Below are 15,312 nucleotides of genomic sequence, written 5' to 3' on the forward strand. Positions count from 1 at the left end.
AGGGACAGATTTTAGCGAAAATGAGCTCCGCGCACGCTAAACTTCGCGCGAGCCTTCGCCAGGCAGTCGTAATGACCCACGTTATGGGCATCGCTCGCGATGAAGCTGTACAGGTTCTGATCGAACAGGCGCTGTGCCGGCTTTTTCTCGCGACCAAAGCGACCGCCGGCAATAAAGTCCGCCGAAGCCTGCAGCTTGCAGCCCATATCGACCAGGCGCTCCGCCACGCTTACATCCTTTTGAACCGCACGATAGCGCTCAGGATGAGCGATGATCACCTGGTAGCCACGGCACTGCAAATCGTAAATCGTGTTCTCGTACTCTCTAAACGCATACGCATCGGCATGCGTCGAAAGCTCGAGCAGAAACTCGTTGGTCCCATCGAAATGCAAGTGATCCGCGGCATCGATACCAAGCTCAACGAGCTTTCGATGGTTGACCTCGAAGCCCATCTGGAGCGGAAAACCGTCAGCGTTATCGCGCAGCAGCTCAAAGGCATCCCACATCTTGTCGTAATCAAAATAGGGATCACGGCAGTGAGGAGTGCAAACGATTCTGGTTACACCGGCCCGCTTGGCAGCCTCGAGCATCGCCAAGCTCTCTTCGAGATCGGCGGCGCCGTCGTCTACACCCGGCAAGATATGGCAATGAATGTCACGCATAGGTCAGCCTTAATCAACTAAACGTTTGCTCGGTTGGTGAAGATGCCCTTTTTGGAAGTGCCCTGATCGTCGGAGCCCTTCTTAACCTTCTTACCGTCCTTGGTGTAGTAAGAATAGTAGTACTCGCTAGTCTCGGTCTCACAGTAATTCATGACGGTACCGATGAGCTTGACCTTCTCGGACTTCTTAAGCTGGGCGATAGCGTTGAGCGCCTCTTCGCGCTTGGTAAAGTCCTCGCGCACCACGAACAGCGCGCCGTCGGTCAGGCTGGCAATCTCGGCAGCATCGATGAAGGTGCCGACCGGAGGAGCATCGAAGATGACGTACTGGAACTTGGCAGACAGTGCCTTGACCAGCTTGGCAAAGCGATGAGAGACGATGATGTCGGCAGGATTGGGAATATGCGGCTCGGCATCGAGGAAGTAGAAATTCTTCTGACCTGTCTCGACAATCGCCTGGTCGATAGAAACCTGCTCGGACAGGACTGCATAGAGTCCGCCGCGGGAGCGGACGCCGAGCATATCGGCAAGGGACCTGCGACGCATATCAGCCTCGACCAGCAGGACACTCTTGCCGCTCGTGGCGATTGCCTGAGCAAGATTAATGGAAACCGTAGACTTGCCCTCGTTGGGAATCGAGGAGGTAACGGTGATGGTGCGAATGGGGTCGTCCACGCTCGCAAAGCGGATGTTGGCCAGAAGGGTCTTGGCGGCATTCTGCACAACGAGCTTATCGGTGTTCTTTGCCTTAGCCATGCCTATTTACCACCTTTCATAGCCGGAATTCGGCCAACAACGGGAATACCCAGGAGCTCTTCTGCCTCTTCGGCACCGCGGATGCGGGTATTGAGCATGTCTGCCAAAACGACATAGGCAACTGCGATAAAGATACCGGCGAGGAACGCGACGGCAATATACAGCGTGCGCTTGGGGCCGCTGGGGGCTTCGGGGGTCTTAGCCTCGTCGATAACGTTGATGCTCTGGGCAGCGCCGACGTTCTGAGCGACCGTACTCACCGAGCTGGCAATGGCCTTTGCGACCTCAGCCGTCTCCTTGGCATCGGTGCCGGTAACCGAAAGCGTAATGACACGCGTGGTGGTCTCGGAGGAAACAGACACCTTGTAGTCATCCAGATCGGTGAGGCCCAGTTCTTTGGCGGCGCCGCTCTTAACGCTATCGCTATCCAGCAGCGTGGCGATATCGTTGGAAAGCATCTGGCTCGCCGAGAGATCGTTGTAGCTCATCTGACCGCTATCGTCGGTCTTGGCGAGAATGTACATGCTCGTCGTCGCGGTATAGGTGTTGTCCATCGCAACGAAGGACACGATGCCCATGGCGATCGCGCAGACCACCGGAAGGGTGATGACCAGCTTGAGGTGCTTCTTCAGCAGCTGGAACAGTTCGAGAAGGGTCATGCAGCTTGCCTTTCATTTCCCTAGTTCGTATCGACAAAACTGCTCATATGATATCGCATCTTTCTGCCATGTCCGAACTCTATACATAAGATACAGCGTCCGCGCGTAAGTTGCGCAACAACCTACGCGGCAGCGGAGACGCGGGCGTATCGTCTAATCCTCGGTTTTTGCCACACAGCTACGCGAACGGTCCCTCTTGCTGCACGGGAAACGTCACCGTAATGGTAGTCCCCACGCCCGGTTCACTCGACAGGTCAATCGCGGCATGATGGTACAGAGCGGCATGCTTAACAATCGCCAAGCCCAGGCCGGTTCCGCCACGCGCCTTAGAACGACTCTTGTCCACACGGTAAAAACGCTCGAACACTTTACCCTGCTCTTCGGGCGCAATACCGATACCCGTGTCAGCAACAGACAGGTACGGACGGCCCTCATCGTTGGTTCCGCAGCGCAGCGTGACCGTACCGCCAGGTTGGTTGTAGCGAATGGCGTTGCTTGCAAGGTTATAGATCAGCTCGTCGATCAGGCGCGACACGCCTTCGATCACCACGGGCTTCGTCTCGTGCCCAATGGTCACATTCGACTGCCGGGCAACCTGCTCAAGACGCTGTTCCACCGTCAAAATGGCGCGAGAGAGCTCGATAGGCTCCGTAGACCCAATGGGCACTGCCTCGCCTTCAGTTGCACGTTCGGCCTCGTCCAAGTTAGACAGCGTAAGGATGTCGTTGACAAGCGCTGCCAAGCGGCCCGCCTCACGATAGATGCGACCGCCAAAGTTGCGCAGGTCGTCCTCGCCCTCGACCATGCCATTTGCGATGAGCTCGGCATAGCCCGAAATCGCCGTAAGCGGCGTCTTGAGCTCATGGGTGATATTCGCCGTGAACTCGCGGCGCATACGGTCGTTGTCCGCTAGCACCGCCATTTGGCGCTTGAGTTCCTGGCGCTGCGACTCGATACGCTCAAGCATGGGGACCATCTCGGCATAGGCGTGCTCATAGCTACGGCGTGGGTGATCCAAATCCACCTCTTGCAACGGCGCGATGATGGCACGGGACTCACGGCGCGCCATAAAAAACGAGAGTACCGCACCCGCTGCTGCGATAAGCAGCATCGGCGCCAGCATCGACAGCAAAATCGCCGCAACGCCAGGCTGGGCCTGCGCCAAGCGAACGACCTGGCCGTTATCAAGGGTGACGGCGCGATACAGCATAATCTCGTCGAGTGTAGAGCTTGCGCGCTCCGCGGAACCCGAACCACTCTCAAAGGCCTCAATGACCTCGGGGCGATCGCCATGGTTGGGCAGTGTGGAAGGCGACGCCTCGTTGTCGTAGGCAACAGATCCGTCCTTATTGATCAGCGTGATACGAAGATCCTCGCGATCGAGGCTCCGCAAGAACGGAATGGGCTCCTGCTGCTCGTCGAGGGCGGCAGCAATGAGCTCGGTTTCCTGCGCCAGATTGGCACTCGTGGCATCCGCCAAAGTGTTTTGCACAAAGAACGCACCCAGCACCGTAAACGCCACGATAACCGCCATGGCGCAGACAAAGATCGTCACAAAAACGCGGTGCGACAGCGTATGTTTTCCCTGGGGGGCGAAGACCACGGGTTACTCCTCAGATGCGGTGGCCGCGGTGTCGTCGCCTTCGGCACCATCACCGGCAGAAGGCTCGGCCAAGCGGTAGCCCACGCCGCGCACGGTCTCGATGGCGCTGGCATGCTCGCCCAGTTTTTGGCGAAGCGTCTGCACGTGCACGTCGACGGTGCGCGAACCGCCGTCGAAGTCCCAGCCCCACACGCTCTGCAGCAACGACTCGCGGGTAAAGACCACGCCGGGCTTGCGCATGAGGTACTCGAGCAGGTCGAACTCGCGCAGGGTGAGCTTAAGCGGCTCGCCGGCCACGGTCACCTCGCGATGGCTGGGCGAAAGCACGATGTCGCCCACGCTGAGCACATCGCTCGCCTGCTTGACCATGCCGCCGCGACGCAGCAGTGCGCGGCAGCGGCTCGCAAGCTCCATGAGCGAAAACGGCTTAGTCAGGTAATCGTCGGCACCGCCATCGAGCGCCATCACCTTGTCGAGTTCGGTGTCCTTGGCGGTAAGCATCATGATGGGCACCGTCGCCGTCAGGCGATCGGCACGCAGGCGACGCATAATCGCCAAGCCATCGGTGTCGGGCAGCATGATATCGAGCAGCACAGCATCGGGCACCCGTCGCGCCACGGCAGCTTTAAACTCGCCATCGCACGAAAAGCCCTCGGCCTCGATTCCCTGCTTGCGCAGCGCGTAGACTGTCAAATCCCTGATGTTGTCATCGTCCTCGACGTAATAGATCATGTTGAACCCCTTTGCGGCCGATATGACCGCATCTTAACCCTAAAGGCACCTGTAAAAGACAGCGTCAGCCAAAACGCCCCGTCAAATAATCCGCGGTGCGCGGATCGGACGGATTCTTGAAGAGTTGCGCGGTGGGCGCGTGCTCCACCAGCTCACCCAGCAAAAAGAACGCAACCGAATCGGAAATACGCGCGGCCTGCTGCATGTTGTGCGTCACGACCACCAGCGTGCAGGTCTCCTTGAGCTCGCAGGCAAGCTGCTCCACCACGAGCGTCGACACAGGGTCGAGTGCCGAGGTCGGCTCATCCATCAGCAGAATGTCGGGCTGCACGGCAAGTGCGCGGGCGATGCACAGGCGCTGCTGCTGTCCACCCGAAAGACCCAGGCCCGTCTCCTTGAGCTTGTCCTTGACCTCATCCCATAGCGCAGCGCGACGAAGGGAGTCCTCGACCAGCTCATCGAGGACGGCGCGGTCGCGCACACCCATACCGCGAGGACCGTAGGCGACGTTGTCGTAGATGCTCATGGGAAACGGGTTGGGGCGCTGGAACACCATGCCCACGCGCTGGCGCAAACGGCAGATGTCGTAATCGCCCAGGATATCTTGACCATCGAGCGCAATCTTGCCCTCGATGCGGCAATCCTTGATGCCGTCGTTCATGCGGTTAAAGCAGCGCAGCAACGTAGACTTTCCGCAGCCTGAAGGCCCGATGAACGAGGTGATCTGCTTGTCGCGGATCTTGATATTCACGTCCTTGAGCGCATGGTGGTCGCTATAGAACAGGTCGAGGCCCTCGACGTCGATGCGCGTCGGCGAGGCGGCAAGATCCTCTGCCGTGGGGCGAGTCGCGTCCCCAACCTCGCGCTCATGCGCGGCCTCGGCCTGCGCTTCCATGAGTTCTTCAAGCTCCGTGGGCTCCACAGCCGCAGCAGCCGTCATACCGCATACCTCCATATCGATATCAATTCAGCAGTATCGATAGTAGGAATCGCGGCTCATACGCACGTGAGCACATTGTCAAGTGTTTGTAAGCGCACGCTGGCTATGCGGCGGGCAGCTCGATGGTGAATATCGTGTGTTCGGGCGTCGATTCACATGCAACGGTACCGCCGTGTGCCGCGATGATCTCCTTGGCAATAGCAAGGCCCAGACCGGCGCCACCGCGATTGGTTGCACGCGCCGCATCCAGGCGATAGAACTTCTCAAAGATCACCTTGAGCTTTGCCGCAGGGATCGGATCGCCCTGGTTTATAAATCGTACGCGCACGCCGCCATCGTCTTGGCGCCCGGCCTCGATCGTGATAGTCGAGCCCTCATAGCTATAGGCAACGGCGTTTTTCATGATGTTGTTGAATACGCGAGCCATCTTGTCGCCGTCCACGAGCACCGTCAGATCCTCGCAGATATCAACCTGGGCTTCTTTATGCTGTTCGTTGAGAATGGGATAGAACTCGTCGGCCACCTGTGCCAGTAAGAGCCCTAAATCGACGTAGCTGCGGGTGAGCACGATATCGTGGAAATCAAAGCGCGTGATGTCGAAGAACTCCTCGATGAGCGCATCGAGCCGGTGGGCCTTGTCGAGTGCCACGCCCGTAAAACGTGCGCGCTGCTCAAGCGGCAAATCGGGGGCCTCCTGCAAGAGCGAAAGGTAGCCCACCACGCTGGCGAGCGGCGTGCGCAGGTCGTGCGCCAGGTACGTCACCAGGTCATCTTTGCGGTGGGATTCGTCACGCAGGGCTTGTTGAACCCTACGCTCGCAATCGCGCACCCGGTTGAGCGCGCCCTCGACCTCGAGGAAGTCGCCGTCAATGTTGTCCCATGTGTCGGGGTTATCGATCAGACGGTCCTGAATGCGGGCGGCGATCACGCGGTCGGCATGCTGCTCGCCCTGCTCATAACCCTGGTAGTACAGGGCACGCCCGCAAAAGAACAGGACGCACACGGCAAGTGCCAGCACAAAGCCAAGCATGTTGAACACAAAGCCGGCATCAAAGAACACGGGCTCGCGAATACCGCCAAGCGCCAGGGCCCCGATCGCCAGCGTAAGGGTCCACGCGGCACCGCCGATTACCACGCAGCGGCGAACGATTTCGAATCGATCGATCAGCAAAAAGCCAATGAGCAGCACCGCCAGGATGCCAACGATATTGTCGATGCCGATGAGCAGCAGACTCAGCATAAAGAGCAGTACCGTCGCCAACGCACGGTTGTCAACGACCGCCCTTACGTATTCAAAGAGTCGATCGGGCACCTCGAATACCCGCCTATCGTCTTTTGTCATATCCACTTCCCCACCATCAAAGGCGTTATTCGATTATGTAGCCGACGCCCCAGACGTTTTTGATAAAGCGCGGCTTTTGAGCGTCGTCGCCGATCTTTTCGCGCAGGTGGCGAATGTGCACCATCACCGTATTGTTGGAGCCGGGCATAAAATCCTCGTTCCACACCGCGCGGAACAGGTCCTCCACGGCCACCACGCTGCCGCGATGCTCGACCAGATACAGCAAGATGGAATACTCGATGGGCGTGAGGCGAACCGGTGAACCGTCCACTGTCACGGAACGAGCATCGCGGTTGATCTCAAGGCCGTCGAGCTGGATGGTCGGCGACTCGGCCGCCTGCGCGCGGCTACCGTAGCTGGTGTAGCGACGAAGCTGAGCGTGCACGCGTGCGATGAGCTCAAGCGGACGGAACGGCTTGACCACATAATCGTCCGCGCCAAGCGAAAGGCCCTCGATCTTGTCTTGCTGGGCATCGCGCGCCGTCAGCATGATCACGGGATAGGTATGGCTGGAACGGATCGTACGTAGCAGCTCAAAGCCATCGATATCGGGCAGCATGACATCCAGCAGCGCCAGATCGAACTCCTGCTCCAAGATTGCCTTGGCAGCATCGGCCCCGCTATAGGCGACCTGTACGTCAAAGCCTTCTTTTGTAAGGTAGATACCAACCAAGTCGGCGATGGCCTTTTCGTCATCAACTACCAAAATGCGCTCGTTCATGCGTGCTCCTCTCGCGCTCCATTATGCCCGAGGGGGCGCATGCCACACACAACAAGCGTGGGTGATTAAGTCGGCCTTAAGCACCCTTGTGCCCGTTCGGGCGCGGATGTGGGCCACGCACGCACGCGATAATCGCCGACACCGGCAAACGATATACTCTAGTTCCAGAAGAGACCATCCCGTCGAAAGCGAAATCTGTGAAGTCCCTCATCTCTTTTGCAAAGCGCTCAGCCCAGCTTGCCGCCGGCTTTGTCTGCGCTATCGCCCTTGCCGCTGGCGTGCCCACCGTCGCCGGCGCCCAAGTGCTCACGACCGACAATGTTTGCGGCAAAACCGCCGATGCGCGCGGTATCACGGCCGAAAACCTGCCCGATATCGATGCGACCAATGCCCTCGTCATGGGCAAAGACGGCACCGTCTACTATGCCCGCGGCGCCGATGAGCAGGTCAAGATTGCCTCGATCACCAAGGTCATGACCGCAATCCTAACCGTCGAGAATTGCAAGATGGACGAGAAGGTCACGGTGAGCAACGCCGCAGCCACCGTGGGTAATTCGACCGCCGGCTTGCTCGAAGGCGACGAGCTTACCGTGGAGCAGGCACTGCGCGGCCTGATGATTCCCTCGGGCAACGACGCCGCCATCGTGCTCGCCGAATATGTGGGCAAGAAGATCGACCCTAAGACCAAAGACGCCGAGGCCACATTTGTGAAGGCCATGAACGAGCGCGCTAAGAAGCTCGGCTGCACCGGTACGCTTTTTGAAAACCCGCATGGTCTGGACTTTGATGAGTGGGCTGGCGATATGCACTCAACCGCACACGACGTAGCGCTGATGATGCAGGAGGCCATGAAAAACGACACGATCCGCGAGGTCGTAGCGAGCGAGGATTCCTGGATCGAGGTCACGGGCGCCGACGGCACCGACCATTCGCATTCCATGGACACGCATAACTATTTGCTGGGCCAAGATGGCAACATCGGTGGCAAGACCGGCACTACCGACGATGCAGGCTATTGCTTTACGGGTGCCTACAACCGCGATGGCGACGAGATCTACACCGTCGTTTTGAACTCCACCACCACCGACCAGCGCTTTACCGATACCGCAACCCTTGCCAATTGGTACTACGGTCACAAGGTGACGGTCGCAATCGCTAACACGCAGGAAAAGACCGCCAACGGCAACCCGCTTATGGCGCGCATTGGTCAAACCGACTGGACTGATAAGACGATCGACGCCACACTCGCCGATCCTACGGCGCAAGCGACCGTGTTTTCCCTTGCCGGCGAGGTGACCGAAAAGGTTAGCTACGACGATCTTTCGGGCACGGTGCATGTGGGCGACAAGGTGGGCAGCATTACGCTCAAGCAGGACGGGACCAAGGTCGCCGTCATGGACCTGGTTGCCGACGAGGAAGGCTCGGGGCCCAATCCCATCGAGTGGCTGCTCGTGAAGCTCGACCGCCTGGGCCGCCGCATCGACAACCGGCCACTCACGGCAGAGAGCGAGACCGTAGCCAAGGCGCCCAAGGTGTAGGATCGAAGAACAATACGCTCACCGAAAGAAGGCATCCGAAAGGATGCCTTCTTTTTTGAGGGTTCGAATCCCCAGCCTCCTTTCTCCGCACAAAAAAGGGCCCCAAATGGGACCCTTCTTTCAAGTCATACTGGCGGAGAGCTGGGGATTCGAACCCCAGATGCCCTTTTGGGGCATACTCGCTTAGCAGGCGAGCACCTTCGGCCTCTCGGTCAGCTCTCCGTAACAGCCGTTCTATAGTAACCAAACAGCCAAGGATGGGCAAGAGGAAATTTTCTAATTGCCTAGCGGCCTTTCCTCCTTGCAGTTTTCGCCCCTACCCCAGCGAGCGATTGAGGGAGCCGAGCTCATCGTTGCCCATGGTGCGCCACATTTGGAAGATGCAGCCGCGCGCCAGGAAAAAGAAGCCGTTATCGACCAGTTGCACGGCGGCATCCGCAAGCTGGTTGGCCACCGCGGGCACGGGCGGCAATTCGAGTCCAGCCCTGCGGATGGTCTCGACCGCTTCCTCGAACGTCGGAGGCTCGCTGACACCCATCTCGTTCATAAGGCCCTGCATTTCTTCCAGCGCGCTGCTGCCCGACTCCTCGCCGCGCGGCACCAGACGGTAACAAGCCAGCGCCAGGTCGAGCTGATCGCAATTCCAATAGGCAAACGCCAAGCGATAGAACAGGTAGCCGATTGCAGAACGATCGCTGGCAATACGTAGGCCGTGGCGCGCCACCTCGATAATCTCGTCAAAGCGCTCCAGACGCGCAAGCACGTTGATGAGCGCAAAGTGCGACTGCATGGACGAGCGCGCCAGATCGTAAAGATGGCGCACCTCGGGCAGTGCTCGTTCAAAGTCCTCTTGCTCGGCGTAAAAGCTGCAGATCTCGTGCTGGGCAAAGTACAGCGCATCGGGCGCACGAAGGATTCGCACAGAGCGGTCTTCTTCCAACACCGGTAGCACCATGCGCACCAGCTGGTTATCGCAAAACTGCGTTTGAACCGGACCTGTCGCCAAAAGCTCGGCGACGGCGCACTTGGCCTCCAACTCCTCGACAAGACGGGAAAAGCCTTCAAAAGCACCTGTACGGTCGACTTTTGCCTGCTCGCGCAATTCAACAACACGGGCCACGTATGGGTCGTCGTCCTCTTCCATGACCTCCAGCTCGTCAGCCGTATCGGCAAGCAGCAGATCGCGCAGCGCCGGCGGCAGCATGCGATGGTCATCACGCGGACGAGCATGAACCTCCGCCGGCTCAATCGTCTCCGGAGCGGTTGACTCATACGCCTCAAGCACACGCTTGCACGGCATATCGTCCATGTCCATGCTCTCAAGATCCTTGGCGACAGGCACGCAATCGGCCAGATAGGCCGCACGCCCAAAGAAATACGTTGCGACAACGCACTCGCCCTGCTCACTGTCGGGAGCAGCAATCTGCACATAGCAGCGCGTGATGCAGGTGCCCGCGGCAAAACACGCTGCCGCAAGCGTGAGCGCCACGCGCGCATCGTGCTCCGCGGCCCAGATCGTGCGCGTGTCCTCGTCCAGCTCGTGCCAGGCGTCATCTTGAGCGTCGTATTCACGTTGCGGCATGGCATCAACGACAGACTGCCCAAACCGAACGAGCATAATCCCCTCGGCAACGTTTGCCCGATAGGTATAGTCGAGCCGCGTGACCACGTTAAGCGCCTCGACAATACGCGCGAAGCGGGTACGCACATCCCACTCACCGCCCGGCTGGCAAGCCACCGTACCCGGTTCGCCCCACGGGTTATCGCTCGAGGCCGTATCGAGCAGTCGAGGAACATCGTTGGTCGTCTTAGCGATATGCCACGCATCAAAGAGCGCGCAGCCCTCAAGGCTCGGCGACGAGGCCGCGGGGACCAATCCAGCCCCGATGCGCTCAAGGATGCCGGAGAGGCGGTTGAGACGGCACTCGATGGCAAGCAGCATGTCAATCTCGTCCTGGTCCAGCAGGCTACGATCAAAATTGAGATAGAAAAGCTTTGAACGATCAATGCGAGCCAGGCTCATCTCGGACTTGGCAGCGATGGTGCGCAGGCGGGGCAAGTCAATTTCACTCATAAGGGCAGCGGCATAGCGCTCGATACCGCTCGGATTCTCGGCATGGTCAACGCGGTAAAGCAGCGTCTCGATAGCATCAGGGAGCGGTGCCGTGTTAAAGCCCAAAAACACCTCGACCGGCTCGGGCAACTTTACGAGCTTGATCTTGTCGATAACATTTTGCATGTCCGCATCGAGACCGTCGACGCCCGCCGTGTTCGCAATAGCGCTTTCGGAGTTGGCAAATATCACGTAGCGCAGGAACATCGACGCCATGAACTCGCCGTAAGGAAGGGAGCGGGTCGAATTCCATGTCTCGTGGTCGGACTGCTCGCGCATGGGGCCTTCGGGAGAGCCGACGGTTCGCGCGCACGCGCGCATCGTGCCGTTGGCTCCCCGAACCACAATCTCACCAATACCGGAGTCCGACTCGTCAAGGACCAGTTCCATGTCGGGATCGTTGGGCAGCGGAGCCTCGCTGACGGGGCGGTCCACCTTGTACACCTCACCCGAAACGCTTACGTAGCCCAAAAGCGACACATGACTTTTGCCAACAAATTCGACGACATAACAAGATTCATGCTGATCCTCGCCAAAGAGTTTCCAGACTACGCCATATGAGCGTCCCGCAGGCTGCTCGGGCATCGCCGGAAAGCGCTTCTTGGGATCGAGAAACCTGAGCTTGTATGTCGGACGCTCTGCCACGAAATATCACCCTGATCGGTCGCTTGAAGAAGGAGTGGTCGCGAATAAGTCGCGACATCTACTCGGAATCTTACACGAGTCGACAGGAAATCGTCCCTTTGGACGAAAGCACTCAAGCTGACGCAAAAGAAAAGCCCCCGTTGCCGGGAGCTTTAATCTCAAATGGTGCGGCGTATAGGATTCCGCGCATCCGCTGCGCGGATCCGCACCGGCTTCGCCCGCCTGCCGGCGTGCTCGCCCGTGGGCTAAAAACGCTCCGCGTTTTCTTTACGCCCGCGCCTCGACCGAGGTTCGAATCAATGCGGTGTTTACGTAAAAGAAAAGCCCCCGTTGCCGGGAGCTTTAATCTCAAATGGTGCGGCGTATAGGATTCGAACCTATGACGTTCTGATTCGTAGTCAGACCCTCTATCCAGCTGAGGTAACGCCGCGACTTGTTGATTATTATGCACAGGGACTGAATAATGGTCAAGCATTTTTTCAAAAAAAGTTATCGAATTTGATTTTTAATCATTTGGAGGGCTTGGCGCGATCTTCGACGCATCGCGATATAAGAAAAGCCCCCGTCGCCGGGAGCTTTAAAGTCAATTGGTGCGGCGTATAGGATTCCGCGCATCCGCTGCGCGGATCCGCACCGGCTTCGCCCGCCTGCCGGCGGACTCGCCCGCTCGCTAAAAACGCTCCGCGTTTTCTTGACGCTCGCGCCTCGAACGAGGTTCGAATCTCCGCAATGCCCCCGTAAAGGAAAAGCCCCCGTTTCCGGAGGCTAAAAACTCAATTGGTGCGGCGTATAGGATTCGAACCTATGACGTTCTGATTCGTAGTCAGACCCTCTATCCAGCTGAGGTAACGCCGCAACGCACGGATTATTATGCACGTGACCCCTCGATGGGTCAAGCGACAATTTGGAAAAATTTTACGAAGTGATGATTAAGACGCTCGCGCCTCGACCGAGGTTCGAATCCATGCGGTGGCGGCATAAAAGAAAAGCCCCCGTTGCCGGAGGCTTTCAATTTCAATTGGTGCGGCGTATAGGATTCCGCGCATCCGCTTCGCGGATCCGCACCGGCTTCGCCCGCCTGCCGGCGGACTCGCCCGCGGGCTAAAAACGCTCCGCGTTTTCTTGACGCCCGCGCCTCGACCGAGGTTCGAATCCATGCGGTGTTGCCATAAAAGAAAAGCCCCCGTTGCCGGAGGCTTTCAATTTCAATTGGTGCGGCGTATAGGATTCGAACCTATGACGTTCTGATTCGTAGTCAGACCCTCTATCCAGCTGAGGTAACGCCGCAGCGCAAGACATATAAAACCACTTTAGCTTATTGGAGTCAAGCACAATTTCAAACTTTTTTGTGGAACGCAGTCTTGTCATGCTGCTCCGCATATACCGCCATTCCCCGTACGATCGATTGGCTTTTCGATCACGTCAAACTTAGCATCAAGTTCCCTCAGGAGCGATCTCACCCGCTGGGCACAATCATAATCGGCAAACGAGATGCTCAACATGCGAGCAACCTGATTAGATGTCTGGACCCCATAGAAATGCTCTAGGGCCACAAGCCCCTCGTGCGCCACAAACGTCTCAACCACATGAGGCGACTCCTCGTAGCACCATTGCGTCAACGGCCCCTCGCTCGTCTGTCGAACCACCAGGCCACCCATGCCAGACGGCTCACACGTCACAAGCAGGTACTCCCCGCCCTCGTCGCTCTCAAACAAAACCACCCGATCATCAAACAGCTCCATCGCGTCCCCTTTCTCTCGCTCTTATTTAGCAAAAGCATAGCAGGTAGATGGCTGCATACAGAACAGTTGTTCGTGTGTTTTCTATTGAGCTGTCCGCACAGCATGGTATGGACCTGCGCACGAAATAGGGCGCCCCCGAAGGAGCGCCCTTGCATATCGCCTATGCAGCCAAGTTACGCGACCGGCTCGATCTTCTCGAGGCCGCCCATGTAGGGACGCAGGACCTCGGGGATCGTGATGGTGCCGTCGGCGTTCTGGTAGTTCTCCAGAATGGCAGCCATGGTACGGCCAGCCGGCAGGCCGGAACCGTTGAGGGTGTGCAGGTAGCGCGAACCCTTGAAGTTCTCGGGGTCGCGATACTTGATGTTGGCGCGGCGAGCCTGGAAGTCACCGCAGTTGGAGCAGGAGCTGATCTCCTTGTAGGCGTTGTAGCTCGGCAGCCAGACCTCGATGTCGTAGGTCTGACGGGCAGAGAAGCCCAAGTCGCCGGTGCACAGGCTAATCACGCGATACGGAAGGCCCAGCTGCTGCAGCAGGTACTCGGCCTCGGCGGTCATGCTCTCGAGCTCCTCGTCGGACTCCTCCGGCTTAGCGAACTTGACCATCTCGACCTTGTCGAACTCGTGCTGACGGATGATGCCACGGGTATCGCGACCGGCGGAACCGGCCTCCTCGCGGAAGCAGGGGGTGAAGGCGGTGTAGCGGCGCGGCAGGGTGTCGGCGTCGAGGACCTCACCGGCGTGCAGGTTGGTGAGCACGACCTCGGCGGTGGGGATCAGGAAGTTGTCGCCCGAGACGTGATAGGCGTCGTCCTCGAACTTGGGCAGCTGGCCCGTGCCGAACATGGTCTGACGCTTGACGACGATGGGCGGCCACCACTCCTTAAAACCACGGCTGGTGTGCGTATCGAGGAAGAAGTTGATGAGGGCGCGCTCAAGACGGGCGCCGGCGCCACCGAGAACGGTGAAGCGGCTGCCGGAGAGCTTGTTGCCGCGCTCGAAGTCAAGGATGTCGAGGTCGGTGCCCAGATCCCAGTGCGGCTTAAAGTCGAAGTCGAACTCGCGCGGGGTGCCCCAACGACGGCGCTCGATGTTCTCGTCCTCGTCCTTGCCGTACGGCGTGGCCTCGCAAGGAATGTTGGGCAGGTGAGCCATGAAGTCGTACTGCTCCTGCTCGAGGGCGGTGCGGCGCTCGGCCAGACCGTCAATCTTCTCGTTGACGGCGCGCACGGCCTCCTTGGCGGCCTCGGCCTCGTCCTTCTTGCCCTCCTTCATCAGGGCGCCGATCTTCTTGGACTCGGCATTGCGCATGGCTTGAAGTTCCTCAACCTCGGTGATGACGGCACGACGCTCGTCGTCGAGCTCAAAGAACTTCTCGCGATCCCAAGACGTCTGGCGGTTAGCCATGGCGACATCGATGGCATCGGGGTTCTCGCGAACAAACTTGATATCAAGCATTAGATCCTCCGGCGATATACATTCCATTTAGGTTGCAACCTTGTACATGTATGGGCAAGTATATACTTATGAGCGTTTACGACCCAACTCAACTACGCAAGAAGGCACCCAATGGACGCAGTTTTTTCCTTTTTGTTTGGCACCCGCACCGGTTTTGCCATCCTTTTCGCCGGCGGCATCCTGCTGTTTGCGATTATTGCCTTTGTAATGGAGAAGCGCACCCATAAGATGTATGTCGACCGCGGCCCCAAGTCCGAGGACGAAGAAGACAGCTTCTGGGACTAACCTGCCAAAAAGGGACAGGTTTATTTTGGTCGGTTTTATCTGGGCAAACGCAAGTGCCCCGCAACTGGAATTGAGCCAGTTGCGGGGCACTTTTCGCTAAAGGGACAAAACCGCAGGA

At 58.4% G+C, this 15,312-nt stretch carries 13 protein-coding genes and 4 tRNA genes; 2 read left to right on the forward strand and 15 right to left on the reverse strand.

Annotation, left to right across the window (positions count from 1 at the left end):
• Positions 1 to 11 precede the first annotated feature (11 nt).
• From AAAX31_RS02055 to AAAX31_RS02090, 8 genes are all read right to left on the reverse strand, one after another.
• Entirely contained in the window at positions 12 to 662 is a 651-nt protein-coding gene (locus AAAX31_RS02055) for a CpsB/CapC family capsule biosynthesis tyrosine phosphatase (RefSeq protein ID WP_055250497.1), read from the reverse strand.
• A gap of 17 nt (positions 663 to 679) precedes the next feature.
• A complete protein-coding gene (locus AAAX31_RS02060; protein ID WP_117736214.1) occupies positions 680 to 1,417 on the reverse strand; it encodes a CpsD/CapB family tyrosine-protein kinase in 738 nt (245 codons plus the stop codon).
• Positions 1,418 to 1,419: 2 nt separating this feature from the next.
• Positions 1,420 to 2,076 carry a Wzz/FepE/Etk N-terminal domain-containing protein gene (locus tag AAAX31_RS02065; RefSeq protein WP_055250503.1) on the reverse strand — a complete coding sequence of 219 codons (657 nt, stop codon included), beginning with the start codon at positions 2,074 to 2,076 and terminating at the stop codon, positions 1,420 to 1,422.
• Positions 2,077 to 2,254: 178 nt separating this feature from the next.
• A complete protein-coding gene (locus AAAX31_RS02070) occupies positions 2,255 to 3,679 on the reverse strand; it encodes an ATP-binding protein (protein ID WP_349076032.1) in 1,425 nt (474 codons plus the stop codon).
• Between the two features lie 3 nt (positions 3,680 to 3,682).
• Complete coding sequence (locus AAAX31_RS02075; protein ID WP_089572665.1) at positions 3,683 to 4,411, reverse strand: response regulator transcription factor; 729 nt, start codon at positions 4,409 to 4,411, stop codon at positions 3,683 to 3,685.
• Between the two features lie 64 nt (positions 4,412 to 4,475).
• Positions 4,476 to 5,351: a phosphate ABC transporter ATP-binding protein PstB gene (gene pstB, locus AAAX31_RS02080; RefSeq protein WP_199409619.1), complete on the reverse strand. Its 876-nt coding sequence runs from the start codon at positions 5,349 to 5,351 to the stop codon at positions 4,476 to 4,478.
• Between the two features lie 103 nt (positions 5,352 to 5,454).
• A complete protein-coding gene (locus tag AAAX31_RS02085) occupies positions 5,455 to 6,693 on the reverse strand; it encodes an ATP-binding protein (RefSeq protein WP_349076034.1) in 1,239 nt (412 codons plus the stop codon).
• Between the two features lie 25 nt (positions 6,694 to 6,718).
• Positions 6,719 to 7,414 carry a response regulator transcription factor gene (locus AAAX31_RS02090; protein WP_117628978.1) on the reverse strand — a complete coding sequence of 232 codons (696 nt, stop codon included), beginning with the start codon at positions 7,412 to 7,414 and terminating at the stop codon, positions 6,719 to 6,721.
• Between the two features lie 197 nt (positions 7,415 to 7,611).
• On the opposite strand from AAAX31_RS02090, the gene AAAX31_RS02095 reads away from it, so the two are divergent.
• Complete coding sequence (locus AAAX31_RS02095) at positions 7,612 to 8,952, forward strand: D-alanyl-D-alanine carboxypeptidase family protein (RefSeq protein WP_349076035.1); 1,341 nt, start codon at positions 7,612 to 7,614, stop codon at positions 8,950 to 8,952.
• Between the two features lie 131 nt (positions 8,953 to 9,083).
• Here AAAX31_RS02095 and AAAX31_RS02100 read toward each other — a convergent pair.
• The 7 genes from AAAX31_RS02100 to serS form a co-directional block, all read right to left on the reverse strand.
• Positions 9,084 to 9,174 (reverse strand) — tRNA-Ser (locus AAAX31_RS02100).
• 94 nt (positions 9,175 to 9,268) lie between these two features.
• Entirely contained in the window at positions 9,269 to 11,710 is a 2,442-nt protein-coding gene (locus AAAX31_RS02105; protein ID WP_349076036.1) for a hypothetical protein, read from the reverse strand.
• Positions 11,711 to 12,063: 353 nt separating this feature from the next.
• A tRNA-Arg gene (locus AAAX31_RS02110) sits at positions 12,064 to 12,140 on the reverse strand.
• Positions 12,141 to 12,488: 348 nt separating this feature from the next.
• A tRNA-Arg gene (locus tag AAAX31_RS02115) sits at positions 12,489 to 12,565 on the reverse strand.
• A gap of 355 nt (positions 12,566 to 12,920) precedes the next feature.
• Positions 12,921 to 12,997: transfer RNA gene (locus AAAX31_RS02120), tRNA-Arg, on the reverse strand.
• A 77-nt stretch (positions 12,998 to 13,074) separates the two neighbouring features.
• Positions 13,075 to 13,452 carry a hypothetical protein gene (locus tag AAAX31_RS02125; RefSeq protein ID WP_117645937.1) on the reverse strand — a complete coding sequence of 126 codons (378 nt, stop codon included), beginning with the start codon at positions 13,450 to 13,452 and terminating at the stop codon, positions 13,075 to 13,077.
• A gap of 173 nt (positions 13,453 to 13,625) precedes the next feature.
• Positions 13,626 to 14,909 (reverse strand): serine--tRNA ligase, encoded by a 1,284-nt coding sequence (gene serS, locus AAAX31_RS02130; protein ID WP_349076038.1) that lies wholly within the window; start codon positions 14,907 to 14,909, stop codon positions 13,626 to 13,628.
• A gap of 111 nt (positions 14,910 to 15,020) precedes the next feature.
• Between serS and AAAX31_RS02135 the strand changes: the two genes are divergently transcribed.
• Positions 15,021 to 15,194: a DUF6724 family protein gene (locus tag AAAX31_RS02135; protein WP_168170424.1), complete on the forward strand. Its 174-nt coding sequence runs from the start codon at positions 15,021 to 15,023 to the stop codon at positions 15,192 to 15,194.
• Positions 15,195 to 15,312 lie beyond the last annotated feature (118 nt).

This window comes from Collinsella sp. CLA-ER-H5, from assembly GCF_040092375.1.
GTDB lineage: Bacteria > Actinomycetota > Coriobacteriia > Coriobacteriales > Coriobacteriaceae > Collinsella.